The organism is Niallia laureatilytica, assembly GCF_046613985.1.
Taxonomy (GTDB): domain Bacteria; phylum Bacillota; class Bacilli; order Bacillales; family Cytobacillaceae; genus Niallia.
Genome location: NZ_JBKKHP010000001.1, coordinates 931,552 through 956,125 on the forward strand (window position 1 = coordinate 931,552; position 24,574 = coordinate 956,125).

The 24,574-nt window shown below is 39.7% G+C and carries 22 protein-coding genes and 2 riboswitches; of the genes, 4 read left to right on the top strand and 18 right to left on the bottom strand.

The features are described 5' to 3' along the window. Positions 1-44 precede the first annotated feature (44 nt). The 6 genes from ACLIJJ_RS04750 to ACLIJJ_RS04775 form a co-directional block, all read right to left on the bottom strand. The gene (locus ACLIJJ_RS04750) at positions 45-1,106 is read right to left on the bottom strand and encodes a GerMN domain-containing protein (protein ID WP_237942331.1); all 1,062 of its coding nucleotides are present in this window, start codon (positions 1,104-1,106) and stop codon (positions 45-47) included. A 121-nt stretch (positions 1,107-1,227) separates the two neighbouring features. Next, entirely contained in the window at positions 1,228-2,025 is a 798-nt protein-coding gene (gene racE, locus ACLIJJ_RS04755) for a glutamate racemase (protein WP_233318279.1), read from the bottom strand. A 10-nt stretch (positions 2,026-2,035) separates the two neighbouring features. After that, the gene (locus tag ACLIJJ_RS04760) at positions 2,036-2,494 is read right to left on the bottom strand and encodes a MarR family winged helix-turn-helix transcriptional regulator (protein ID WP_233318277.1); all 459 of its coding nucleotides are present in this window, start codon (positions 2,492-2,494) and stop codon (positions 2,036-2,038) included. Positions 2,495-2,957: 463 nt separating this feature from the next. Beyond that, on the bottom strand, positions 2,958-3,182 hold the full coding sequence (gerE, locus tag ACLIJJ_RS04765) for a spore germination transcription factor GerE (protein ID WP_016201768.1): 225 nt from the start codon (positions 3,180-3,182) through the stop codon (positions 2,958-2,960). 220 nt (positions 3,183-3,402) lie between these two features. Next, the gene (locus ACLIJJ_RS04770; protein ID WP_233318275.1) at positions 3,403-4,038 is read right to left on the bottom strand and encodes a cupin domain-containing protein; all 636 of its coding nucleotides are present in this window, start codon (positions 4,036-4,038) and stop codon (positions 3,403-3,405) included. Between the two features lie 121 nt (positions 4,039-4,159). Beyond that, entirely contained in the window at positions 4,160-4,516 is a 357-nt protein-coding gene (locus tag ACLIJJ_RS04775; protein ID WP_251644869.1) for a response regulator, read from the bottom strand. Between the two features lie 73 nt (positions 4,517-4,589). Continuing rightward, positions 4,590-4,672: riboswitch (cyclic di-GMP riboswitch) on the bottom strand. A gap of 515 nt (positions 4,673-5,187) precedes the next feature. On the opposite strand from ACLIJJ_RS04775, the gene ACLIJJ_RS04780 reads away from it, so the two are divergent. From ACLIJJ_RS04780 to ACLIJJ_RS04790, 3 genes are read left to right on the top strand one after another with little or no spacing between them, the layout of a single operon-like run. Further along, complete coding sequence (locus tag ACLIJJ_RS04780) at positions 5,188-5,703, top strand: hypothetical protein (RefSeq protein ID WP_233318271.1); 516 nt, start codon at positions 5,188-5,190, stop codon at positions 5,701-5,703. A 57-nt stretch (positions 5,704-5,760) separates the two neighbouring features. After that, positions 5,761-7,227 (top strand): hypothetical protein, encoded by a 1,467-nt coding sequence (locus ACLIJJ_RS04785; RefSeq protein ID WP_411410598.1) that lies wholly within the window; start codon positions 5,761-5,763, stop codon positions 7,225-7,227. Between the two features lie 43 nt (positions 7,228-7,270). Beyond that, complete coding sequence (locus tag ACLIJJ_RS04790; RefSeq protein WP_233317553.1) at positions 7,271-7,945, top strand: DUF2642 domain-containing protein; 675 nt, start codon at positions 7,271-7,273, stop codon at positions 7,943-7,945. Between the two features lie 120 nt (positions 7,946-8,065). On the opposite strand, the gene sdhB is transcribed toward ACLIJJ_RS04790, so the two are convergent. From sdhB to ACLIJJ_RS04805, 3 genes are read right to left on the bottom strand one after another with little or no spacing between them, the layout of a single operon-like run. After that, positions 8,066-8,827 carry a succinate dehydrogenase iron-sulfur subunit gene (gene sdhB, locus ACLIJJ_RS04795; protein ID WP_233317551.1) on the bottom strand — a complete coding sequence of 254 codons (762 nt, stop codon included), beginning with the start codon at positions 8,825-8,827 and terminating at the stop codon, positions 8,066-8,068. A gap of 1 nt (position 8,828) precedes the next feature. Next, on the bottom strand, positions 8,829-10,592 hold the full coding sequence (gene sdhA / locus ACLIJJ_RS04800) for a succinate dehydrogenase flavoprotein subunit (protein ID WP_233317549.1): 1,764 nt from the start codon (positions 10,590-10,592) through the stop codon (positions 8,829-8,831). Positions 10,593-10,634: 42 nt separating this feature from the next. Then, positions 10,635-11,243 carry a succinate dehydrogenase cytochrome b558 subunit gene (locus tag ACLIJJ_RS04805; RefSeq protein ID WP_233317547.1) on the bottom strand — a complete coding sequence of 203 codons (609 nt, stop codon included), beginning with the start codon at positions 11,241-11,243 and terminating at the stop codon, positions 10,635-10,637. Positions 11,244-11,749: 506 nt separating this feature from the next. Between ACLIJJ_RS04805 and ACLIJJ_RS04810 the strand changes: the two genes are divergently transcribed. Then, positions 11,750-12,205 carry a YslB family protein gene (locus tag ACLIJJ_RS04810; RefSeq protein WP_233317545.1) on the top strand — a complete coding sequence of 152 codons (456 nt, stop codon included), beginning with the start codon at positions 11,750-11,752 and terminating at the stop codon, positions 12,203-12,205. Between the two features lie 37 nt (positions 12,206-12,242). On the opposite strand, the gene ACLIJJ_RS04815 is transcribed toward ACLIJJ_RS04810, so the two are convergent. The 9 genes from ACLIJJ_RS04815 to polX all read right to left on the bottom strand — a co-directional run bounded on the left by ACLIJJ_RS04815 (position 12,243) and on the right by polX (position 24,512). Then, positions 12,243-13,475: an aspartate kinase gene (locus ACLIJJ_RS04815; protein WP_233317543.1), complete on the bottom strand. Its 1,233-nt coding sequence runs from the start codon at positions 13,473-13,475 to the stop codon at positions 12,243-12,245. A 122-nt stretch (positions 13,476-13,597) separates the two neighbouring features. Further along, positions 13,598-13,778, bottom strand: a riboswitch (Lysine riboswitch). Between the two features lie 84 nt (positions 13,779-13,862). Further along, complete coding sequence (uvrC, locus tag ACLIJJ_RS04820) at positions 13,863-15,635, bottom strand: excinuclease ABC subunit UvrC (protein WP_233317542.1); 1,773 nt, start codon at positions 15,633-15,635, stop codon at positions 13,863-13,865. Positions 15,636-15,834: 199 nt separating this feature from the next. After that, positions 15,835-16,149 carry a thioredoxin gene (gene trxA, locus ACLIJJ_RS04825; RefSeq protein ID WP_411410599.1) on the bottom strand — a complete coding sequence of 105 codons (315 nt, stop codon included), beginning with the start codon at positions 16,147-16,149 and terminating at the stop codon, positions 15,835-15,837. A 145-nt stretch (positions 16,150-16,294) separates the two neighbouring features. Beyond that, entirely contained in the window at positions 16,295-17,269 is a 975-nt protein-coding gene (locus ACLIJJ_RS04830) for an electron transfer flavoprotein subunit alpha/FixB family protein (RefSeq protein ID WP_411229227.1), read from the bottom strand. 15 nt (positions 17,270-17,284) lie between these two features. Beyond that, positions 17,285-18,028, bottom strand: coding sequence for an electron transfer flavoprotein subunit beta/FixA family protein (locus ACLIJJ_RS04835; protein ID WP_411410600.1), 744 nt, complete (start codon positions 18,026-18,028; stop codon positions 17,285-17,287). A 5-nt stretch (positions 18,029-18,033) separates the two neighbouring features. Next, on the bottom strand, positions 18,034-19,716 hold the full coding sequence (locus ACLIJJ_RS04840; RefSeq protein WP_411410601.1) for a long-chain-fatty-acid--CoA ligase: 1,683 nt from the start codon (positions 19,714-19,716) through the stop codon (positions 18,034-18,036). Positions 19,717-19,926: 210 nt separating this feature from the next. After that, positions 19,927-20,334, bottom strand: a complete 408-nt coding sequence (locus ACLIJJ_RS04845) for a DUF350 domain-containing protein (protein WP_233317532.1) — start codon at positions 20,332-20,334, stop codon at positions 19,927-19,929. Positions 20,335-20,365: 31 nt separating this feature from the next. After that, complete coding sequence (locus tag ACLIJJ_RS04850) at positions 20,366-22,714, bottom strand: endonuclease MutS2 (RefSeq protein ID WP_233317530.1); 2,349 nt, start codon at positions 22,712-22,714, stop codon at positions 20,366-20,368. A 79-nt stretch (positions 22,715-22,793) separates the two neighbouring features. Then, positions 22,794-24,512, bottom strand: coding sequence for a DNA polymerase/3'-5' exonuclease PolX (gene polX, locus ACLIJJ_RS04855; RefSeq protein WP_411410602.1), 1,719 nt, complete (start codon positions 24,510-24,512; stop codon positions 22,794-22,796). Positions 24,513-24,574: the final 62 nt, after the last annotated feature.

Consider the following 24,574-nt stretch of genomic DNA (forward strand, 5'->3'; position numbering starts at 1 on the left):
AGTTCCTACAAACTAAAAAAGGCTGCATAAGCGCAGCCTTCTTATTAGAAACTTCCAGTATTAACTTTTTCAGGACGAGACACTGGTTCTGTGAGGCTTTTTCCTTCCTCATTAACAAGGTCTTGTTCACCGTTCACCGTAATAGCGACACTTTCAATTCCTTCCTGTTCTGTCAGTGACAGCACTAAGGAATTTAACAGATCATCAGAAACAGTTTTTTCTTCTCCATCTGCGCTGTTATAAATAGACTCATTGAAGTTTAATGTAACTTTTCCATCTGTGACAACAGGGTCATCCAACAGCGCTACATCTTGCTCCATAAATGTTGCCAAAGCAGATCCTGTTCCAGGGCCTTCCGCAAGCTCCCCTACTGCAGCAGCAATATTATTTTCTTCTGAATTGCTAACACGCTTTGTTACTGGAACATAGTAGTATTCGCCAGTCTCTCCGCCAACATAGTAAACCGTAAGCGGTTTTGTGTTTGTGATGTCGGCAACATCTTTCGTATCAATATTGATTCCGTCTGCTCTTGTCAAGGTACTTTGAAGCGGGGTTTTAGCTACAGGCATTTCTTTCAATTCTTTGCCATTAACTTGCAGTTTAACGGAATCAATTGTATCAAACTGAGTTAATGTCCATGTAACGGACTGCATAATTTTTGACTCATCACTTGCTTCGTAGTCATTAAACTCTTTTGAGAAATCAACTGTAGCAACTTTATCCTTAATATTAACACTAACACTTGTGCCAGCAGGAAGCACGCCTTGGAAGCCGTTTGGCAGCATTTCTGTGACAGGACCATCCTTCACTAAATACTCAAGGCTTTCCTTCGCAACACTGTTAGTTTTAGGGATATTTAAGGTTTGCGGAACAACAAATCCATCTTTATCGACTAAATAAAGCTCGATTGGCATGGAATCAGCTGCAGTTGCTTCTTCTCCAGCCTTGGCTGCCGTTTCCTCTGCCGCATTATCCGTATATGTAGTTTCTTGCGGCGGATCGACACTCTCTTTTCCACTATCTCCACCAAAAAGGCCACAGCCAGATAGCATAACTGTTGATACGAATGCAGCAGACAAAATCGTTAGCTTTTTATTCTTAGACATCATTAATCACTCCTAAGACAGTTTGTACTAATATGTATACGAGCTATTTCTAAATTTAGACCGAGCTCTCCAAATTTTTTTTAATCCATATAAAAAAGACTAAGCATAAGCTGCCTAGTCTTTAGGAGAGTTTAATCGTCTCTACTGCTTCAATTTTCTGGTCGAGCCAATCTGATGCAATTCTTGCAAAGATATCGCTGGAACCTGTTGTATAAAACTCATGCTCGTTCTTTTCCTGGGGTGATGCCAGCTGTTCACTGTGAGCAAGAATTGTACTTACTTCCCGCGCTGTCTCAGCACCGGAGCTGATCACCTTAACCTTGTCCCCCATTTCCTCTCTTATCACTTTTTCTAAAAGGGGATAGTGTGTACAACCAAGAATCAGTGTATCAATGTCACTGCCTTTAAAAGGAGCAAGCGTTTGTCTGACGATGCGTTTCGCTACCGGTCCATCGTACTCTCCGCTTTCCACAAGGGGAACGAATTTAGGGCATGCAAGACTTTCCGTGCGGACTTTTTTGTTTATTTGCTTAAGAGCCTTTTCATATGCTTTACTTTTCACCGTACCGATAGTTCCAATCATGCCTATATAATTGTTCCTCGTCACTTTAATCGCAGTTCTAGCTCCGGGAACAATCACACCGATGACAGGAATGGACAGCTGCTCCTTTATTTCGTCAAGGGCAACAGCTGTTGCTGTATTACAGGCAATGACAAGCATCTTAATGTTTTTCTGCAACAGAAATCTTGTCAATTCCCATGTGAATGCTTTTACTTCTTCTCCAGATCTTGGTCCATATGGACATCTTGCTGTATCACCTAAATAAATAATCTTTTCATTTGGCAGCTGCCGCATGATTTCTTTTGCAACAGTCAAACCGCCAACTCCAGAATCTATAACACCTATTGGTCTATCCAAACTTACCGCCTCATTTTTCCCGCATTTCTTGATGTAGTCTAATAAAGTTGTCTTTCAAATGTCCAACTTCTTCTAGTGAGTAATTACCCAACACTTCTTGTAAATACATTTGTCTTTTTTTGATTACTTCGTCAATCAGCCTTTTTCCTTCATCTAATAAATGGATGCGCACGACACGGCGGTCATTCGGGTCTTTGACACGCTGCACCAATTCGTTCTTTTCCATCCGATCTACTAAATCAGTCGTTGTGCTGAAGGCAAGATACATTTTATTAGATAATTCGCCGATTGTCATGTCCCCATCTTCAAAAAGCCATTGCAATGCAACAAATTGAGGCGGAGTAATCGTATAATTACTTAGGATTTCCCGACCCTTCTGCTTAATGATTCCAGAAATGTATCTCATATCTTTTTCAATGATTGCTATCATATCTAAATACTCTTTTGAGTTTTTTTCTTCTACATTCATTGCTACATCTCCTATTATCTGTCCAATTTATCTATCATCCTCATTACTTAATAATAATTATAGTCTAGATTGGGCAAATCGTAAACGTATAGACTAAAATGCCTTTATATTGCTGTGACAACTAAAAAGAGGCTTGAACAATACAAAATATATCTTTGAAAATGAATAATAAATAATTTTCTCTTATAGCCGAGATATCGAGTACCCTCCGCTCCACTCCGTTAAGGCCTTCAATCATTTTATCCAACAGAAAAAAACCAAACTATTATGAGCAAGTTTCATTAGAATATCGCATAATAATTCGGATTTGTTATTTTAAGTACTTTTGACACAGCTTCTTTTTGCAACTCATTATGTATTTTTTCAGGTAAAACTTTGAAAGGTGACATAAAAAGCCGTAAGTAATCCTTCCCATTGGTAGGATTCTTTTAGTCAGCTTTTTATAAAGTCACCTTTCGTTAGCTTATAGCTCTAGTTCTCCCATTCTTAGGAGTTCTACAACAGCCTGTGAACGCCCCTTAACGCCCAGCTTCTGCATCGCATTAGAAATATGGTTGCGAACTGTTTTTTCGCTGATGAACAAATCACTCGCGATTTCCTTGGTCGTTTTGTCTTGGACCAACAGTTCAAATACTTCTCTTTCCCTTTTTGTTAATAATGGCTTGTGAGTAAATTCATTCTCCTTCAAGTAGTGTAACCCTCCTTGCCTTTGCCAGCTATGAACTATGGGATGGGTATATTTTATAGTCTGAATATATTATGTGGGGAAAAGCATTGGAGTGACTGTATATCCTTAAAATGGACGGCATTTTTTATCGTTTATACGCTTGATATACGCTTTCCCTTTAGTTCTGATTTTCCCTACAATTCGCAGGACAAGGCATTACTTTTCCAATCTATCGTGTCCTTTAATAACGGCCATTAGAATAATATGGCTGCTGCGTGCTGTAGGGATAATATCCGTGATTATAATAAGAAGTTTCATTATTTCGACTGTGCTGTGTTTGGACACATTCGTCTGTTGGTCCAATTACTATCGTTTCATTCTTTAATGGTGCAAGTATCTTTTTTAATTGGACTGGGTCGAGACAATACGTGTGAGCGAGCACTTCGACTGGTGTTTTTGTAAGGATATCAGAACCAAATATATATTCAGGGTACGGAGCGTCAAAGATGGCAAGCAGATGAGTTCTATCTTCCGAGGCTATTTCCCAATGCCACCAGCCTTGGGGTATGTTGGCTACTTGACCTGGTTTAATGGGAATATTGGATACTTTATTGGTAAATGGATTGATAAGTGAGACAACTGCAGATCCAGATATACAGTAGACAAGTTCTGCAGCGTTCTGATGGTAATGAGGTTCGACCACTTTTTTGCTGCTCAAGTAAATATCTAATAAAGAAACCTCACCGAGAGTGTTTAACACATCCCTGCCTAGTCGGTTAATATAATTATCAGCATTTCGAGTGTTTAGACGATTCCTATTAACGTCAGAAAAATAGCTGATATTAGGCTTTGTATAGTCCATATAGGAGGTTGGCATCGCATACAGTCCCCATTTCTTGTTAAAGTGCTACAACGTATTGTATGAAAAATGGCAAAAAGCGTGACACTCACCCTAATTTATAAAAAAAGAAGGATACCGTAAAAGGCACCCTCCTTCTCTATGATATGTTATCTAATGTCAGCAGGAATCGTTCAAAATATGGCTTTACGATGAAATCCTTCGCACCATGCTTTAAAGCAGCTGTAACATTTCTGCTTTGTCCCATCGCGGAACAAATAATGATTCTTGCAGCACAATCAAATTCCATAATCCTTTGCAATGCTGTCATCCCATCCATACAATCCATCGTTAAATCGAGGATAAGGATGTCCGGCTTCAGCTCTTTGTATACCGATACAGCCTCACAGCCGTCAGATGCTTCCCCGATGACTTTGTATTTGCTGTTATTTAATAGATTTTTTATGTAAGTTCTCATAAATAAAGAGTCGTCTGCAATAACAACCCTGACTTCCAATGTTACCACTCCTAATTCTAACTTTGGCAAACTTAAGAAAGGAGTAATTTGTATGTATGCAGGACTTAAGATTCCTGGCAGCCCGGCTGCCATTGCTGTTGCTTTAGGCCCGTGGCTTTGCGTCTTTTACTTTCGTAAAATTTGCCAATGATTTTATCATAGCACAGTATTTTTCAACTATATAGTTGTTTTTATAAGGAAATGAAAGAACATAAACAGCTTGTTAAATGAGCAACAAAAATCCTTTCACCTAAAAAAAAACTTGGAATACAATTAGACTATATCCCAGATTTTAATATGTATACTTGATTGCCTACTACCAATACGTACAAAGTAAGGTCTATTTTTTATGAGATCCTTTCTTTTCATTACAGAATCCAACAATTCTATCTCCCAACCTTCCATTTTCTTTATTTCAAATATACCCCACAAATTAATCATTTTCTTTTTTGGTTAATTGTATGATTTATTATAATTTTTGTTCGGAATTTTACTGATATCTATAAAAATATACGTTTTCCCTATATCCCGGCATTGCAATTATAAATATAATGCCTAATTAATACATGCACAAAAAAGAGTCATTTACATAAATAGGCAGGTAACATAGTACATTGTCTTGCCCTGACACATATCATACATGGAAAACATAACTAGGAGGTTATTTGGAGATGAATAAAGAAGTATTACAGACATTAGTAGGTAAAACAATTAAAGTGGATAGGGGAGGCCCTGAGTCTCGTATCGGGAAATTATTAGGAGTTAGCGAAGACCATTTCACTCTTCTTACTGAAGCAGATGGTGTCGTTTATTATTTAACACATCACATCAAAAGCCTGACAGAGAACACAAAAAAGGGTCTTCCATTTGAACTTGAAATACCAGAATTATTCACATTTGTAACTGCTCCAACTCTTTTTGAAGTAATGGAAAGCTTAAAATACAATTGGGTAAAAATCAATCGCGGTGGCAAAGAGTCAGTTGAAGGCGTATTGGATGACATTAACCTAGAGTATATCACAATCGTTCATAATGAAGAGATTATCAGAATTGCTACATTCCACATCCACAATATCAGCTATGGACTCAAAATTGAAAAACCAAAGAAAGATGAGTCTGAGAAACAAGAAGAAAATAAGAATGATAAGAAGGAAGAAAAAACAGAAGAAAAGGGCAGTGAAAAATAATCATTATGATTAGTCGCTTCTTTTATAGAAGCGACTCTCATTTAGGAGGTGGTTCTTATGGGAGAATTCACTTTTTCCAATGCACTTGATAGACTGAAAAGATTCAAGATACGACTTTTCCTAAATAAAGATCAATATGTGGAAGGCACATTACTCGATGTAAAAGAGGATCATTTAATTCTAGAAACGAATGGAAACATCTACTATTTCGCATTAGACCAGATTCATGCTATTACAAAAAATGCAAAAGACAATAATCCATTACCTTTAGAATTTCCACTTGAGACTAAAAAAGACTTAAATGAATTATTAGAGGAATTACGTTACAGTTGGGTGACCATTACTTGCAACTCCAATCAGGTTTTTAAAGGGATGCTTAGTAAAGTGACCGACGACTTCTTAATTTTAATTAATAAGGAAGAACAAATGTATATTCTTAAAACCTCTATCATTAATATCTTTAATGGCCTGCAAGAGGATAATAGTCCTTCTTCTAATCAGGAGCAGTCGTCTAATAAAGAAGATGATTCTTCACAAATCCGTATGGAAGAAGTAGCAGAAAACAGCGAATCATCTAAGGAAACTGCTGCTGATTATGATACAGGAACAAGAAATGATGCTGACTCCGAACACAGCACAGAACCAGTTAAAAGTGAGGTCTACGATTTCAGCACAAACTCAGTTGAAGATACAGTTTCTGATTTCAACACAGATCCAGCTGAAGAGGCGGTCTCTATTTTCAACACAGATCCAGCTGAAGATGCGGTCTCTGCTTTCAACACGGAACCAGTTGCAGATGCGGTCTCTGCTTTCAACACGGAACCAGTTGCAGATACGGTCTCTGCTTTCAACACGGAACCAGTTGCAGATGCGGTCTCTGCTTTCAACACGGAACCAGTTGCAGATGCGGTCTCTGCTTTCAACACGGAACCAGTTGCAGATGCGGTCTCTGCTTTCAACACGGAATCAGTTGCAGATGCGGTCTCTGCTTTCAACACGGAATCAGTTGCAGATGCGGTCTCAGTCGAATCAGACCCTATCATAAGTGGTGTTCGTGAAACAAACAACGGCTATGCTGATTTGCCACCAAGAAAGAACAAGAAACAAGATAATACACTGCATGACTTTTTGACAAATGTTCTATCACAAAAATACAAAGGAAGTGCTGACACTTTGGAAAAATCTCCTAAAGCTGAAAGTGATCAAGTTTCTCCAAAGAAAGAAGTGAAACCGACGGAGAACAATACAGCAGCAGATAGTATCTTTAAGCATCCTCTTAATCCCTTAGGCTCTTCTTTAAGAAGCAAAAAAAGCCACACTGAACAAGAAAAGAAAAAGGAAGCGGAAGTTCAGGAAGTTCCTTTAAATACTACAAATAATACAAAAACAGATGTAAAAACACAGATAATCAATGCAAAAGATCAAAAACTCGCACTGGAGAAGCAGTATTTTGCCTTAATGAAACATGCCGAATATATGTACAAGAAAATCAGAGAAGAACGACTAAAAAAATCAAAGAAATGATGGGAGTATTTTAATTACTTGCTTTTTTTAAGGAAGTGAATAGATGGATAGCATAAAAAAATTGCAAAATGAGTATGTAAAGGTTGAAATATCAGGAAAAACTGTGTTTTCCGGAGTTCTCTTGGACAACGGCCTAGATATTATCGTGATAAATGATGGCGAAAAGTACCTTTATATTCCGCTTAACCATGTCCATAATATAAAAAAATCGCTTAAAGGAGAATCGGAATTCACCATTGATACAACTGGCGGAGATTTGCCATTTCAAGATGCTAGTGAAAACATTTCATATCGAAAAATCCTAAATAATGCGAAGGGGCAGTTTATAGAATTATTTGTCACAGGAAATAAGTCTATTCATGGCTATATTACTAATATTTTGAATGACTATATTGTATTTTACTCACCAGTTTTTAAGACTATTTTCATTTCCATGCATCACATAAAATGGCTTATTCCCTATACTTCTAATTTAACACCCTATACTTTGAATAACGCAGATCTCCCCATTGTCCCCTCCACTATACCTTTAGCCCGCACTTTTGAAGAACAATTAAAAAAACATGCTGACCAATTACTTGTATTTGATTTAGGAGATGCTCCTGACAAGATTGGTTTAGTAAAAAATATTTCCAACAATATTATAGAGATAATTACAGCCGAGGGTATACCTGTTTATTGGAAGCTAGCCCATTTAAAATCGGTTCACTTACCATAATAAAGACAACTAAAAAACATCTCAGGGAAGATGTTTTTCTTTTGCCTTTCCTTTTATATTTTCTGTCTTTGATGAAAATAAAAAGGAGATGGCTTTTTTTTAACAGCCATCTCTTTTTTATTAAACACTATCACTGCCAAAAAAGCTCTTGAATGCTTCAAAGGTGGTATCTCTGTTCAATGCTGCAATGGAAGTGGTCAATGGAATTCCTTTTGGACAAGATTGAACACAGTTTTGGGAATTGCCGCAATTTGCAAGCCCTCCATCTCCCATAATTTGTTCAAGGCGCTCTGACTTATTCATCGCTCCTGTCGGATGGGCATTAAAGAGACGCACTTGGGATAATGGAGCTGGTCCAATAAAATCCGATTTGCTGTTCACATTCGGGCAAGCTTCTAAGCAAACACCGCATGTCATGCATTTAGACAGTTCATATGCCCATTGTCTTTTCTTTTCAGGCATTCTCGGTCCTGGCCCAAGATCATAAGTACCATCGATTGGAATCCATGCCTTCACCTTTTTCAAGCTGTCAAACATGCGGGTTCTGTCGACCTGCAAGTCTCTGACAACTGGGAATGTGCGCATCGGTTCCAAGCGGATCGGCTGTTCAAGCTGGTCGACTAATGCTGTGCATGACTGTCTTGGTCTTCCGTTGATGACCATCGAACAAGCTCCGCATACTTCCTCCAGGCAGTTCATATCCCAGGAAATTGGTGTTGTTTTTTCCCCTTTGCTGTTGACTGGATTTCTTCGTATTTCCATTAGGGCAGAGATAACATTCATGTTCGGTCTGTATGGCAATTTAAATTCTTCTGAATAGGGTGCTGAATCAGGATCATCTTGTCTTGTTATCAGAAATGTAACCGTACTTGCTTCCCCCATCTTATTTCACTCCTTCTTTTTGTTTCGAATAATCCCGTTTTCTAGGCGTAATTAGTGATGTATCAACATCCTCATAATGGAATTGAGGTGCTTCACTTTCTGATACGAACTTTGCCATTGTTGTCTTCAAGAAGTCTTCATCATTTCTGTCTGGATAATCAGGTTTATAGTGAGCGCCGCGGCTTTCATTACGGTTATATGCTCCAATTGTGATTACCCTTGCCAGCTGAAGCATATTTTGAAGCTGGCGTGTAAACACTGCTCCTTGATTGCTCCATTTCGCTGTATCATTAATATTGATGTTTTTATAGCGCTCCAGCAATTCCTGGATTTTGTTATCTGTATCTTGAAGTTTGTCATTATAACGAACTACTGTTACGTTATCTGTCATCCATTCCCCTAATTCCTTATGAAGCACATAGGCATTTTCCGTTCCGTCCAGCTTCATAATACTATCCCATTTTCCTTGTTCTTCTTTGACTGCTTGATCGTATAGGGTAGAGGATAGGTCTTCTGCACTTTTGCTCAAACCGTTAATGTATTTGACTGCATTCGGACCAACAACCATACCGCCGTAAATGGCAGACAGCAAGCTGTTTGCTCCTAACCGGTTTGCACCATGCTGAGAATAATCGCATTCCCCTGCAGCAAATAAGCCAGGGATATTTGTCATTTGATCATAATCGACCCATAATCCGCCCATTGAGTAATGAACTGCCGGGAATATTTTCATTGGCACTTTTCGAGGATCATCGCCCATGAATTTTTCATATATTTCAATGATACCGCCGAGTTTTATGTCAAGCTCCTTCGGATTCTTATGGGACAAGTCCAAATACACCATATTTTCTCCGTTGATGCCAAGCTTTTGGTCTACACAAACATGGAAGATTTCCCTTGTCGCAATATCCCTTGGCACAAGATTGCCGTATGCAGGATATTTTTCTTCAAGGAAGTACCATGGTTTTCCATCTTTATAGGTCCAGACCCTTCCGCCTTCACCCCTTGCTGATTCACTCATCAGGCGGAGTTTATCATCGCCAGGAATAGCAGTTGGATGAATTTGGATGAACTCCCCGTTTGCATAGTAAGCGCCCTGTTGATAAGTGATGGCAGCGGCAGATCCTGTATTGATAACAGAGTTTGTCGATTTACCAAAGATGATACCAGGTCCGCCTGTTGCCATAATAACAGCATCACCAGGGAAAGCTTTAATCTCCATTGTTTTTAAGTCTTGCGCTCTTATACCGCGGCAGACACCTTCGTCATCAAGGACTGCTCCAAGGAATTCCCAGCCCTCATATTTAACAACTAGTCCATCTACCTCGTATCGGCGTACTTGCTCATCCAATGCATACAAAAGCTGCTGTCCAGTCGTTGCTCCAGCGAATGCTGTCCGGTGATACTGTGTTCCTCCAAAACGGCGGAAATCAAGAAGTCCTTCTGGTGTCCTGTTGAACATTACGCCCATGCGGTCCAACAAATGAATAATCCCTGGTGCAGCTTCTGCCATCGCTTTAACTGGCGGCTGGTTTGCTAAGAAATCCCCGCCGTATACAGTATCATCAAAATGCTCCCAAGGAGAATCCCCTTCCCCTTTCGTGTTTACCGCACCGTTTATGCCGCCTTGTGCACAAACAGAATGGGAACGCTTGACTGGCACAAGGGAAAACAATTCGACAGGTGTCCCAGTTTCCGCTACTTTGATTGTGGCCATTAATCCTGCTAAACCACCGCCTACAATAATGACTTTCCCTTTACTCATTTTATTCCACTCCCTTAATCTAGTGCTCTATCATTCTAGTTTCTATACAAAAGCTAACAGCGCTCGTACGCCGATTGTTGATAAGATAATGAAAATTCCAATCGTAACATATGTACTAATTCTTTGTGATTTAGGAGTAACTGTAATTCCCCAGCTGACACAGAATGACCATAACCCGTTAGAGAAATGGAATATAGTGGAGATTACACCAACTAAATAAAAGGCAAACATCCAAGGATTTCCTAAGATTTCCTCCATCATATTATAATTGACTTCTTTCCCCATTTGAGCAGCTACCCGTGTTTCCCAAACATGCCATACAATGAATATCAATGTTACAATTCCAGTAACCCTCTGGATATAAAACATCCAATTTCGGAAATATCCATATTTCTTCGTATTGTTCTTGGCTGTAAAAGCAATATAAATACCGTATACAGCGTGATAAATAATTGGTAAAAAAATCACGAAAATTTCTAAAAAGTATCGGAACGGCAAATGCTCCATAAAGGCAGCTGCCTTATTAAATGATTCCGGTCCCTTTGTAGCAAAATGATTGACAACCAAATGCTGGATCAAAAATACACCGACTGGGATAACCCCCAGTAAAGAATGTAATCTTCTGAATAGAAACTCTCGATTTTTTGCCATACTTTTCCCCCCCTAATGATGAAATAGTTCTTTTTCCTCATAAAAGCGATTACAAGATAGAAAACTTACAATTCTGTGACAATTTCATTGTACTCCCAATAAAAATCTCGGTCAAGAAAACGGATACAATTATTCCAGATTTCTTTATCCTTTTTTATTATATGATTTTGCTCTTGGAAAAATTTCTACTTTATTTTACCGCATAGAAACTTTGGACCTAAGGGAAAAATAATAGAAGCTGATAGAGCAGATGGCAGTAAGATTAAGCCTGCTTTTTCTCCTAGCTTTTTCTTGCTTGGCTTAAAGCTTTATATGATGTGTTATTTTGCCATACAGAACTAATAAAATAGACCTGATTTTCCTGTTATTATTCCCTTATCGCTATGTTTTTTTCTAGATTTTAAAGTATACTATTAAAGCGATATATTTTTTGTCGAAATTTACGATGCATTTAATGAATTTAATAACATATATTTAATAGAATTGTAGAAAGAGGAGAGAGGCAATTGAGCGAGATTACAACAGAAGAAAGAATAACGAAAGTAGAGGAAGACTCTCTTACAGTACCTGCCTATGGATACGAATTGCTGCGTGAAATTTTAATACCTGACTTGCTTGGAAGAGATACTCCGGATATCCTTTATTGGGCTGGCAAAAGAATTGCCCGAACTTTCCCCCTTGACCACTTGGAAGGGGCAGCTGCTTTTTTTGAAAAAGCAGGCTGGGGTCAGCTTGAAATCGTGAAAGCAAATAAAAATGAGATGGAATATAGCATTACAAGTCCATTAATTGAACAAAGGCTGAAGGAAAAGGGCAAATGCACATTCCAGTTGGAAGCAGGCTACCTTGCACAGCAGCACGAACAATTAAAAGAAGTAGTTGCAGAAGCGTTTGAAGATCCAAAACGACGCGGCAAAAAAATTACTATCACTGTCCGCTGGGACAGCAAAGATCCTGTATAAAAAAAGGTCCTCTTTCTTGAGGACCTTTTTATTGTTGTTATGCATTAATAACCGGTAAATTGCTCAAATCGAACGCATCATGAAGTGTTTCGACTGCTTTCACCATATTGCTTTTCTCAATAACAGTAGACACCTTAATTTCTGATGTGCTTACCATTTTTATCACAATATCTTGTTCTGCCAGCACTTTGAACATGTCTGCAGCAACACCTGGATTGGAAATCATGCCAGAGCCGACAATAGAGACTTTCGCAAGTCCTTGCTCTGACGCAACTCTATCATAGCCAAGCACTGCTTTGTTTTCTTCAAGGACCTTAACTGTTTCTCCTAAATCACTGTCCTTAATGGAGAAGGAAAGGTTCGTTCCTTTGCTTTCAGTCAAGCTTTGTATGATAATATCCACATTGATGTGATGTGAAGCCAATGTAGAAAAGATAGTGGAAAGGCTAGTTAGCGGATCTTTCAGCCCAAACACCGTTACACTCGTAATATTATCTTCAAAAGCGACTCCGCGTACTACTAAATTTTGTTCCATTGATACTTCCTCCTCGATGATAGTTCCTTCTTCTTGCTCCATGCTTGAACGGACCACAAGCGGCATTTGATAGTTTTTCGCATATTCAACTGCTCGTGGATGCAATACCCCTGCGCCAAGGTTTGCCAATTCTAGCATTTCATCATATGAAATGGACAGCAGTTTTCTTGCTTCTTTTACAAAGCGCGGATCTGTCGTATATACACCTGTAACATCCGTATAAATATCGCATTTATCTGCCTTTAACGCAGCTGCTAGAGCTACCGCAGTCGTATCAGAACCGCCGCGGCCAAGTGTTGTAATGTCTCCGCCTTCTGTGATTCCTTGGAAGCCTGCGACAATGACAACCTTGCCATCCATCAGATGTTCTTCGATTCTCTCTGTTTTTATATTTAATATGCGGGCATTGCCATGGACTGCTTCTGTCTCCATGCCTGCCTGCCAGCCTGTAAACGAAATGGCATCTATATTCTTTTCATTCAGAGCCATAGCAAGTAAACTGATTGTGATTTGTTCTCCTGTTGACAGGAGTACATCCATTTCTCGTTTGCTCGGCTTTTCTGTAATTTCACCAGCTAGTTTTACTAATGAATCCGTTGTTTTTCCCATTGCTGAAACGACGACAACGACGTCATTCCCACGATTTTTTTCTTCCATTACTCTTTCGGCAACATGTTTAATTCTCTCTGCACTTCCGACAGATGTTCCGCCAAATTTTTGAACTACTAATCCCACAGCTATTCCCTACCTTCTTTTCTCTTCTTAGAAGCTCTGTTCTATCACCTTTTTTTGCAAACAAAAAAGGCAATGAGAACATCTCATTGCCGTGCAGGTAAATACATATAAATGTGCACAAACAGCGAGATAGCTCTCCAAAACAGTTCCTTGTTTTGACAGTCTTACATTTATTCAATGCAAAACCAGCAAAGGAACGATGAGTTATCCCTTCACTTCGGCGATCTTCCCTTTCATAATTCTTCAATGAAGCTCATCCTTCTCCGAATTATTACTATTGAAGCTCGCACCTCTACCTTCACTTATTAAGTTATAAGTTGCCATCATTATAGCATATGGTTTTCAGCTTAACAACGCTATTTTTTATTTTTTTGCATAAAAATACAATCAATCTTTTAATTTTTCAAGAAGCTCCTCTGCAACAGCAGCTGGAATTCCGATATTTGTGAAGTCAGTAATCGATGCCTCTTTCATCTTTTTAACAGATCCAAATGTTTTTAACAGGAGCTTACGACGTTTTTCTCCAATCCCTGCAATGTCATCAAGCATAGACTGGAAGGCATTTTTCGAGCGCACTTGACGATGAAAGGTAATCGCAAACCGATGGACTTCGTCTTGAATACGCTGCAGGAGATAGAACTCCTGGCTGTTTCGTGCCAGCGGTATAATTTCAAGCGGATTTCCGTAAAGCAGCTGGGAAGTTCTGTGCTTATCGTCTTTCGCCAAGCCTGCAACCGGAATATCGAGTGCCAGTTCATCGAGGAGAATTTCTTTGACAGCCTCAATATGACCTTTCCCTCCATCAACAAGAATCAAATCTGGCATTGGCAGTCCATCTTTTAATACGCGCTGATATCTTCTGCGCACAACCTCCCGCATCGATTCATAATCATCCGGTCCTTGAACTGACTTTATCTTATACTTCCTGTATTCCTTTTTCGCCGGTTTTCCGTCAACAAAGACAATCATGGCCGAAACTGGGTTTGTTCCTTGAATATTACTGTTATCAAAGGCTTCAATTCTGTGCGGCGTGTAAATCCCCATCTGGCTTCCTAAATTCTCTACTGCTTTGATTGTGCGCTCTTCGTCTCTGTCAATTAAAGCAAATTTTTCATGAAGAGCATTTTTGGCATTTTTATTTGCCAACAATACTAGGTCCTTTTTCTGACCTCTTTGCGGTTTAATCACTTTCACACCAAGAAGCTCTTCGACCATTTCCCCTTGAATAGAATCTGGTATTAAGATTTCTTTCGGTTTGAAATGATTAGCCTTTGAATAAAATTGTCCGAAATAGGTGAGCATCTCTTCTTCCGGCTCTTGATAAATTGGGAACATGCTAACATCTCGCTCAATCAGCTTTCCTTGTCTGATGAAAAACACTTGGACACACATCCAGCCTTTGTCAACTGAATATCCAAAAACATCTCTGTCGACAAGGTCTGTCATCATCATTTTTTGCTTTTCCATCGTAGCTTCAATATTAGCAATCTGGTCTCTGTATTCTTTTGCCCGCTCAAAATCAAGCTCCTCAGCAGCTGCTGACATTTTTGCTGTGAGCTCCTTTTTTATCTCCTTATAGCCGCCATTCAGAAACTTTGTAATCTCATCAACCATCTTGCGGTATTCTTCCTGAGGCACCTCATTTACACATGGAGCAAGGCATTGTCCAAGATGATAATAAAGACATACTCTGTCTGGCAATGTAGTGCATTTACGAAGAGGATAAAGCCTGTCAAGGAGCTTTTTCGTTTCATTAGCGGCCTGTACGTTAGGGTATGGACCGAAGTATTTGCCTTTATCCTTTTTCACATTACGTGTCGTAATTAACCGGGGATGTCTTTCTGCTGTCAGCTTAATAAATGGATAACTTTTGTCGTCCTTAAGCATAATATTGTATTTCGGATCATGCTTTTTAATTAGATTAATCTCTAAGATAAGTGCTTCTATATTAGATGAAGTGATAATATATTCAAAGTCCTCTATTTCATTCACAAGCCGCAAGGTTTTCCCGTCATGCGAACCAGTGAAATAAGAGCGGACTCGGTTTTTAAGTACCTTTGCTTTCCCTACATAGATGATCGTTCCTTGTCTGTCTTTCATCAGGTAGCATCCTGGCTGGTCAGGCAAAAGCATCAGTTTGTTTTTTATTGTATCGTTCATTGCAGTCCCTCCCTGAACGCACTTGTTTATACAGAACATAAGTACTATTATATATGATAGGGCAGAAGCTCGTTTTCAGCAACTATGAGTGTGTGTAAGTTGGAGGAAGGGAATGAGGATTTTTCCAAAAGTCCAACTAAAAGCTGATTAAAGGCCAAAAAAAGAACCCTAGGAAGTCCCAGGGTTTTGTTTTTGAGTCTTAAACGTGTTTAGCCAATAGCTCAGAAAGAGCTTCTTTTGGTTGGAAACCAACAACTTTATCGACTACTTCGCCGTCTTTGAATACCAACAATGTTGGGATGCTCATTACGCCGAATTTAGAAGCTGATTCTTGGTTTTCGTCAACATCGATTTTCACGATTTTAACTTTATCACCAATTTCTGAATCCAATTCTTCCAATACTGGTGCAATCATTTTACATGGTCCGCACCAAGGTGCCCAAAAATCTGCAAGGACTACGCCTAAACCTGTTTCTTCTGAAAAGTTTTGATCTGTTGCATGTGAAATTGCCATTTATATATGCCTCCTCTTAGTGTTAAACCTGATAATATCCCAAAGTATACCACCGTTTTACTATTGATGCTAATAATTTGTTTCGTCCATCATTTTTCCCATCTGTTCCTGCATCTATTCAGTCGTTTTGCCCACTTGACTTTCGTTATTGGCTGTCTTGAGATCTCAAGCCTTTCTCTAGTAATGGCAACACATCAAAAACATTCCCGACAATTCCATAATCTGATGCTTGAAAAATCGGTGCTTCTTCATCCTTGTTAATCGCAATAATTATATCTGCTGACGTAATGCCGACTAGATGCTGGATAGCTCCTGAAATTCCACATGCGATATATATTTTTGGAGCGACTGTTTCTCCTGTCTGGCCAATTTGATTGGATGCATCACACACGCCAAGTTCAACAGCCCCTCGTGACACGCCAACTTTACCTCCTAATGTCTCGGCAAGCTGTTTGACAAGAAGATAGCCACTTTCATTTCCAACACCTCTGCCTGCTGCAGCAATTATGTTGGCATTTGCCAGTTCTTCCTTGCCGCTGCTCTTTTTCTCAAGCCGGACAAGGGAAAAGTCAGGATTGTTTACAATTGGAGATTGTATCTCTTTAATACCCTTTTTCTCCTCAAGCCTGTTATCAGCTTTCCAAGCTTTTTGCTTTATGCTTAAAATACAATGATTGTTTATCTGCACCTTGTTGATAATATTTCCAGATAAAATTTGTCTTGTTACAAACAAGCTATCTGGCCCCGTTTTTATTTCTACAATATTAGAAACTAGAGGGAGTTTAAGGGATTCGGAAAGACATGCTGCTAGTGTTTTGCCAAAGTCCGTCTGTCCTAATAACACGGCATAAGGCTGCTCTGCTTCTATGAATTGCTTTATGAGAGGAAGCAATGTATGAACATTAGGTCTGGAGAGCTTACTGTTTTTCATGAACACAACTCTGTCACAGTGATAATACATAAGAGCATCAGCAATTGATTCATCATCGTCGTCGCCGACAAGCAAGACAACTATTTCTCCATCGCTGGATATTTTAGTAGCTGCCTCCATGCACTCTAATGTGACTGAATGTAATTTATCCTGTCTTTTTTCCGCAATAATCACTATTCGCTTTTTCAATTTCTCTCACTCCCGTCACTCTTGTATATGGCTTTGTATTATTTGCGCCAATTGTTTCACTTTGTCTTCCAGTTCCCCTTCCAACAGAATCTTTTTCCGATCATTTACGAAATAGCTGAAATCAACTGTTTGAATATCCTTTTGATTTTGATAGGCTGCTGTCTTTTTTTCGAGAGGCTTTTGTTTAGCCTTCATGATGCTTGAGAGCTTCGGCAAACGAGGTGTATGCAGGCCTTGCGGGATTGTGAGGAGAACTGGAAATTTCCCTTTATATGTCTCTAAATCTCCATTGCTCTCCTTCGTTATGAAAACAGCCTCTTTTTCTACTTCCAGCTTTGCCGCCTTTGAAAGGAAGGGAAGTCCTAATATTGTTGCCACTCTAGGTCCAACTTGTCCTGAGCCCCCATTTGTCGAAAAGTCTCCAGCTAAGATAAGATCATACGGCAGGCTGCTTAATTGCTCAGCAATAAGCTTAGCAATGACAGACGGCTCTAAGTCTTCGTCTGTTTTTACGAATAGGGCATTGTCTGCTCCCATCGCAAGTGCTCTTCTAAGATGTTTTTCAGCTTCCCGATGGTGAACAGTCAAGACTGTAACGCTGCCTCCGTAAGCTTCCTTTAAAAGCAGAGCTTCCTCTAATGCTGCTTCATCTGGCGGATTAACACTTTCTTTTAAATTGGTATGCTGTATCTTCCCGTTCTCAATCATAAGCTGCTGGTTTGCTTCCAGGACGATTGAAAGCAAGACGATGATATTCATCCCCATTATCTCCCTTCTTCCGTTTCCTTCTCCTTTAACTCTCTTCTCAATACTTTGCCGATCGCTGACTTTGGCAGCTCATCACGGAATTCATAAATTCTTGGCACCTTAAAGGTTGCCATCCTTGTTCGCATAAATGTATTCAGCTCATCGTCTGAAACCTGCTCTCCTTCTTTCAACACAATAAATGCCTTCACTGTTTCACCTCGGTAAGAGTCTTTCACACCGACAACTGCTGCTTCCTGAACGGCAGGATGCTCATACAGAACCTCTTCGACTTCTCGTGGATATATATTAAAGCCGCCGGCGATTATCGTATCCTTTTTCCTGTCAACAATATAGAAAAAGCCCTTTTCATCCATATAACAGAGGTCGCCTGTATACAGCCATCCGTCCTTTAGAACAAGCTCTGTCTCCTCTTGATTATTCCAATATCCCTTCATTACTTGAGGTCCTTTAACTGCCAGCTCACCAATTTCTCCAGGAGGGAGCATTTCACCCGTTTCCGGCGAGAAAACAGCAGCATCTGTACCAGGCCATGGTACACCTATGCTTCCTTTAACAATATCGTGATCCCATAAGAAGTTAACATGCGTCACTGGAGAGGCTTCTGTCAGTCCATAGCCCTCAACCAGCTTTCCGCCAGTCTTCTCTTCAAAGCGGTCGATAATCTCTTTAGGAAGCGGAGCAGAACCGCTTATAGCGGCAATGATTGAGGATAGGTCATATTTTTTAATATCTGGATGGTTCAACAAGCCGATATAAATGGTCGGCGCCCCAGGGAATACGGTAGGCTTTTGTTTATGAATCGTTTTAAGTGCAGTAATCGCATCAAATTTTGGGAGCAAGATCATTTTGTATATCTCCATGACAGACAGGACAAGCACAGTCATCATCCCATACACATGGAAAAGGGGCATAATTGCAAGGAGCCTTTCTTTGCCTTTCTCCAGCTTATACAGCCACTGGCGGCACATAGCAGTGTTGGCAACAAGGTTTTGATGTGTTAGCATAACGCCTTTCGGGAATCCTGTTGTTCCTCCTGTGTACTGGATAATCGCCAAGTCTTCCTCAAAGTTAAGGCTGTGTTCTGTAAACTCTTCTACAGGCTTTTTCCAAATTTTTTTTAACAGATGGGTAGATCCCTCATGTTTGACGGAAGGAATAATGCCATGCTCTTTTTTCTGGATATATGGATAAATGAGATTTTTGGGGAATGGGAGGAATTCACTGATAGAGGTTACAAGTATTTGCTCTATACTTGTCATTTCTTGTACATTTTTTACGCGGTTGTAAAGGATATCGAGTGTAATAATGACTTTTGCGCCAGCGTCATTGAGGATAAATTCAATTTCTCTTTCTTTATAAAGAGGGTTTACTGGAACTACAATCGCTCCGGCAAGCATAATGGCATAAAAACTGATTACAGTTTGCGGGATATTTGGCAGCATTACTGCAACCCTGTCTCCCTTATTCACTCCGATGCTTTGCAAATAAGCTGCTAGTTTAGATGATTTTTGATACGTTTGCTTAAACGTTAATTCCTTTCCCATAAAGTGAACTGCCTTATGTTTCGGATATTCTTTTGCTGCATTGCGCAGCAGCTGGGGAAGGGTTTCTGCCTTATAATAAACATTTTTCGCTGTTTCCTTTGGATAAAGTTCAAGCCAAGGTTTCTCTGTTTCCAAACCTGCTCCTCCTAACATAGTTGAGATTGTACTAGCTTATTATATGGCGGGAAGGAGCTTTAGGACATTTAAAATAAGCCTAAATTATAAAAAGGGCATTTTTAAATAACAAAAGAGACCAGTTTCCTTGAAACTGGTCTCTGAATGTAGCCAAACTTCTATAAGGTTGTAGATCTGCAGCCAGTATACTTAAAAAACTGGTCTACCCCATTAGGAGATGCCTGCACCTATTATATAGGAAAGGCCGATTGAAATAATCATAGAGATAAGACCGACCGCTCTGTTATCATTTTTTATCTCTTCATCAATCTTAAATTTCGGTGTTAAAAACTCAAAAATAAAGTATCCTATCAGCAATAGGAAGAAACCGAATATTCCCCAGGCAATCATCGTCAGCAATGAGTCATTCTGCATGATGGAATGCCTGAATACATTCGCAATCCCGAATATTTTACCGCCTGTTGCCATCGCAACAGCAACATTCCCTTTTTTTATCTCTTCCCAGTTATTATATTTTGTAACTAATTCAAATATAGATAAAAAAACAACGATGCTCAGGATAACAACACTGTAATCGCCAGCGGTGTTCACATATTCATTGCTCCAAAATGCATTCATCTGGCATCTCCTCTCTCTTGTCTTGTTTCTATTATTTCAGTTCTACAACGGTAACGCCGCTGCCGCCTTCCCCAGCCTCACCGAAGCGAATACTTTTGACGGAACGATGGTTTTTTAAGTATTCTTGCACACCTGTTCGTAGTGCTCCAGTTCCTTTGCCATGAATGATGGATACTCTTGGATAGCCTGCTAACAGACTGTCATCAATATATTTCTCAACACGCGCCAAGGCATTTTCATACCTTTCCCCTCGAAGATCTAGTTCAAGACTTACATGGAAATCTTTGCCCCTGATTGTTGCAAGTGGTTTTGTTTCCACCACTTTAGGCGCTTTAATGAACTCCATATCACGCTCTTTCACTTTCATCTTCATAATGCCGATTTGAACTTGCCACTCTTTATTAGAGACCCTTTCAATCAGCTGGCCCTTCTGGTCAAATGTCAGTACTTTTACTTCATCCCCCGGCTGGAACTCATGATTTGTTTTCACTGCTTCTTTTCGCTTAATCGCTGATTTTGGAGCAGCATCCTCAAGGCGTTTTCTTGCATCAATTAATTCATGCTCTTTAATTTCCGCCCGTTTCTCCAGCTGCATTTTCCGTAAATCTGAAATGACTGTTTCCGCTTCTTGTTTCGCATTTTCAACGATATCTGCGGCTTTCTTTTTAGCCTTTTCTTCAAGCGCCTCTTTTTTCTCGTAATATTCCATTACTTGCTTTTGCAGGTCACGATGCAGCATTTCCGCCTGCTTCAGCAAATCAGCAGCTTCCTTATGCTCGGATTCTGCAGCTCTGCGGCTTTCTTCCAGGGAAGCAATCATATTTTCAATTTTGTTCGTTTCTGCACTCACATGAGATCTCGCTGTTTCAATAACATCCTCATTTAATCCGAGTCGTTTGGAAATCTCGAACGCATTGCTCCGTCCAGGAACACCAATCAGCAGTTTATAGGTAGGACTTAATGTCTCAACATCAAACTCTACACTGGCATTAACAACACCTTCTCGATTATACCCGTATGCTTTCAACTCAGGATAATGGGTTGTGGCAATTACTCTTGCTCCTCTTTTGTTTACTTCATCCAAAATAGAAATGGCAAGTGCTGCCCCTTCTTGAGGATCTGTTCCGGCACCAAGCTCATCAAACAGGACAAGGCTGCTGCTGTTAACTTCCTTCAATATGCTTACAATATTGACCATATGAGAAGAGAATGTACTTAATGATTGTTCAATAGACTGCTCATCGCCAATATCTGCATATACAGCCTCAAACACACCCATTTCTGATTCATCAAGAGCAGGAATTTGCAAACCGGATTGAGCCATTAATGTGCATAAGCCTACTGTTTTTAATGTTACTGTTTTACCGCCTGTATTCGGTCCTGTTATAACAATAGAAGAATAAGCATCTCCTAATGCGACATCATTAGCTACAACCTCGTCAATTGGAATCAAGGGATGTCTTGCCTTGAACAAGTTTATTTTTCTTTCATTATTTATGATTGGTTTTGTTCCTTTAATGCGATGACCATATTTCGCCTTAGCAAACATAAAGTCAATTTCCTTTAATATCTCCACAATTTCCAGCAGCTCTTCTCTATGCTCTGCCACAAGAACAGTCAGCTGTGCTAGAATTCGGTCTATTTCCTGCTGCTCTTTTACGCGTATGCCTTGCAGCTCATTATTTAATGTTACAACCGATTGAGGCTCAATAAATAATGTTTGACCTGAAGCACTTTGGTCATGGATGATTCCACCATAATGTCCTCTGTATTCTTGTTTAACAGGGATAACATAACGGTCATTCCGGATTGTGATGATTGTATCTGACAGCATCTTTGCTGCATTAGCGGAACGAATCATGCTTTCTAGTTTTTCCCGCACCTTCGATTCATTTCTTCTTAATTGGTTGCGAAGAGCGCGCAATGCTTCACTCGCACTATCCATAACTGTCCCTTGTTCATCAATGGCCATTTTAATTTCTTCTTCCACTTCAGCGAGCACAACAATGCCGTCAACCAGTTCCTGTAAAATAGGGATTGGATCTTCTTGATGGAATTCCTCTGTGAATCTTTTTATTTGTCTGCTCACATGGACTGTACTTGCTACTTGGTTCAATTCAACGGGACTTAACATCCCGCCGATGGATGAACGCTTCACATGCGGGCGGATATCATGTATTCCGCTTAATGGAATGTTTCCCCTCATTCGGAAAACTTTTGCCGCTTCATCTGTTTCCTCCTGCCATTGAACCACTTCTTCATAGCTTGTGGAAGGCATCAGCTCAGAAGCCTTTATCATTCCTAATGGAGAAGAAACATGCTCTAGCAGCTGGCTTTTAATCTTGTCGAATTCTAATGTCTTCAATACTCTTTCTTGCATGGAGTTATCTCCTTTATCTTTTTAATGCAAACGTAAATTTTTCTTTCCTAGTATTATAGAAAAAATTTTTTAGCTTTTATTACTTATGACGATTCTTTAGAAAATCCAACAGTTTTTCCGTATCCCACGTATTAATTACTGTATTTTTATTTATCCAGCCTTTTTTCGCTGTAGACACACCGATGCCCATATAAGCAAGCTCCTTCGTGTGATGAGCATCTGTATTGATGACAAGATGAACACCAGCATCCTGCGCTTTCTTAATATTTTCTGCATTCAAATCTAGACGGTTTGGATTGCTGTTCAGCTCAAGTACTGTATTTGTTTCTTTGGCAAGCCTGATTAAATCGTCCATATCCACTTCATAGCCGTCTCTGATTCCGATTTTTCTTCCTGTCGGATGGGCAATGATATCGACATGCTTATTGCGCAGTGCATTCTCGAGTCTTTCCATAATTTTATGCTTAGGCTGAGAGAAGGAAGAGTGGATGGATGCGATAACGATGTCCATTTGCTCAAGAAGCTCGTCATCATAATCAAGTGTTCCGTCCGGTAAAATATCCATTTCAACACCAGCTAAAATGGTAATATCATCGTATTTTTCATTAAGCGCTTTAATGATCTGAAGCTGTTCTTGCAAACGTTCCGGTGTTAAGCCGTTCGCCACCTTTAAATAGCGGGAGTGATCTGTAATTGCCATATATTTGTAGCCGCGCTGTCTGTTTGCTTCGATCATTTCTTCGATGGAAAACGCACCATCACTCCAGGTTGTATGCATATGCAAATCACCTTTAATATCTTCAAGAGAGATGATATCCAATTCCTCTTTGTAATCCTCGACTTCCTTGCCATCTTCTCTCATTTCAGGAGGAATGAACGGCAAGCCGAAATAATGGTAGAATTCCTCTTCAGTCGAAAATGTTTCTACTTCCCCTGTTTCAGTGTCTTCCACACCATATTCGCTTATTTTTTTGCCTCGTTCCTTTGCAAGCTGCCTCATTCTGACATTGTGATCCTTGCTACCTGTGAAATGATGTAAGGTTGTTGCAAATTCCTCCGGCTTAACGAGGCGGAAATCAATGGAAACATCAAATTCCAATTCAAGCACAACACTTACCTTCGTATTGCCAGCACCAATGACTTCCTTTATGCCTGGTAGGGTCAGCAATTTGTCTTTTACGTCTGCTGGTGAATTGGTAGCAATAATGAAGTCCAAATCTTTAATCGTCTCCCGCATTCTTCTAATGCTACCTGCACGGGAAAACCTTTCAATCGCTTCTATTTTTTCTAACTCACCTTCAATGGAAAAAGCCACTCGAAGCATATAAGCAAGCGGAAGTCTATCTGGCCTTGAACCAAAGCTGTCAAGCGCCTCCAGTATTTTATCTTCTGTTTTTTTGCCAAAGCCGCTCAAGGATTGGACTTTCTTTTCCTGACACGCAAGCTTCAAGTCCTCTGCATTTTCAATGCCGAGTTCTTTGTAGAGTTTAGCAATCTTTTTGCCTCCAAGACCTGGCAGCTGAAGCAATGGTATTAACCCTTTAGGCACTTCTTCCTTTAGTTCCTTCAATACAGAGGATTCTCCTGTATGGATAAAGTCCTCTATGACAGCAGCAGTGCCCTTGCCGATGCCAGGAAACGCTGTGAAATCTTCTATTTCGTCTAATGTTTGTTCTGTTGTTTCCAACGCTTGTGCTGCTTTGCGAAATGCGGATATTTTAAAGGAGTTTTCCCCTTTTAATTCCATATATATTGCAATTTGTTCTAATTGGCGTACTACTTCTTTTTTTGTTGTCATTGTTATCACCTACATAATCCTGTCATTGATTAGTATGTTTCCCTTAATTCTGTCAAACAATA

Excerpts from the sequence above, each read along its gene's own strand:
- trxA (WP_411410599.1), bottom strand. The coding sequence starts at position 16,149 with ATGGCAATTTCACATGCAACAGATCAAAACTTTTCAGAAGAAACAGGT.
- ACLIJJ_RS04805 (WP_233317547.1), bottom strand. The coding sequence starts at position 11,243 with ATGGCAAAAAATCGAGAGTTTCTATTCAGAAGATTACATTCTTTACTG.
- uvrC (WP_233317542.1), bottom strand. The coding sequence starts at position 15,635 with ATGAACGATACAATAAAAAACAAACTGATGCTTTTGCCTGACCAGCCA.
- ACLIJJ_RS04760 (WP_233318277.1), bottom strand. The coding sequence starts at position 2,494 with ATGAATGTAGAAGAAAAAAACTCAAAAGAGTATTTAGATATGATAGCA.
- polX (WP_411410602.1), bottom strand. The coding sequence starts at position 24,512 with ATGACAACAAAAAAAGAAGTAGTACGCCAATTAGAACAAATTGCAATA.
- sdhB (WP_233317551.1), bottom strand. The coding sequence starts at position 8,827 with ATGGGGGAAGCAAGTACGGTTACATTTCTGATAACAAGACAAGATGAT.
- sdhA (WP_233317549.1), bottom strand. The coding sequence starts at position 10,592 with ATGAGTAAAGGGAAAGTCATTATTGTAGGCGGTGGTTTAGCAGGATTA.
- ACLIJJ_RS04850 (WP_233317530.1), bottom strand. The coding sequence starts at position 22,714 with ATGCAAGAAAGAGTATTGAAGACATTAGAATTCGACAAGATTAAAAGC.
- ACLIJJ_RS04770 (WP_233318275.1), bottom strand. The coding sequence starts at position 4,038 with ATGCCAACCTCCTATATGGACTATACAAAGCCTAATATCAGCTATTTT.
- ACLIJJ_RS04780 (WP_233318271.1), top strand. The coding sequence starts at position 5,188 with ATGAATAAAGAAGTATTACAGACATTAGTAGGTAAAACAATTAAAGTG.
- ACLIJJ_RS04785 (WP_411410598.1), top strand. The coding sequence starts at position 5,761 with ATGGGAGAATTCACTTTTTCCAATGCACTTGATAGACTGAAAAGATTC.
- ACLIJJ_RS04790 (WP_233317553.1), top strand. The coding sequence starts at position 7,271 with ATGGATAGCATAAAAAAATTGCAAAATGAGTATGTAAAGGTTGAAATA.
- ACLIJJ_RS04835 (WP_411410600.1), bottom strand. The coding sequence starts at position 18,028 with ATGAATATCATCGTCTTGCTTTCAATCGTCCTGGAAGCAAACCAGCAG.
- ACLIJJ_RS04750 (WP_237942331.1), bottom strand. The coding sequence starts at position 1,106 with ATGTCTAAGAATAAAAAGCTAACGATTTTGTCTGCTGCATTCGTATCA.
- ACLIJJ_RS04845 (WP_233317532.1), bottom strand. The coding sequence starts at position 20,334 with ATGAATGCATTTTGGAGCAATGAATATGTGAACACCGCTGGCGATTAC.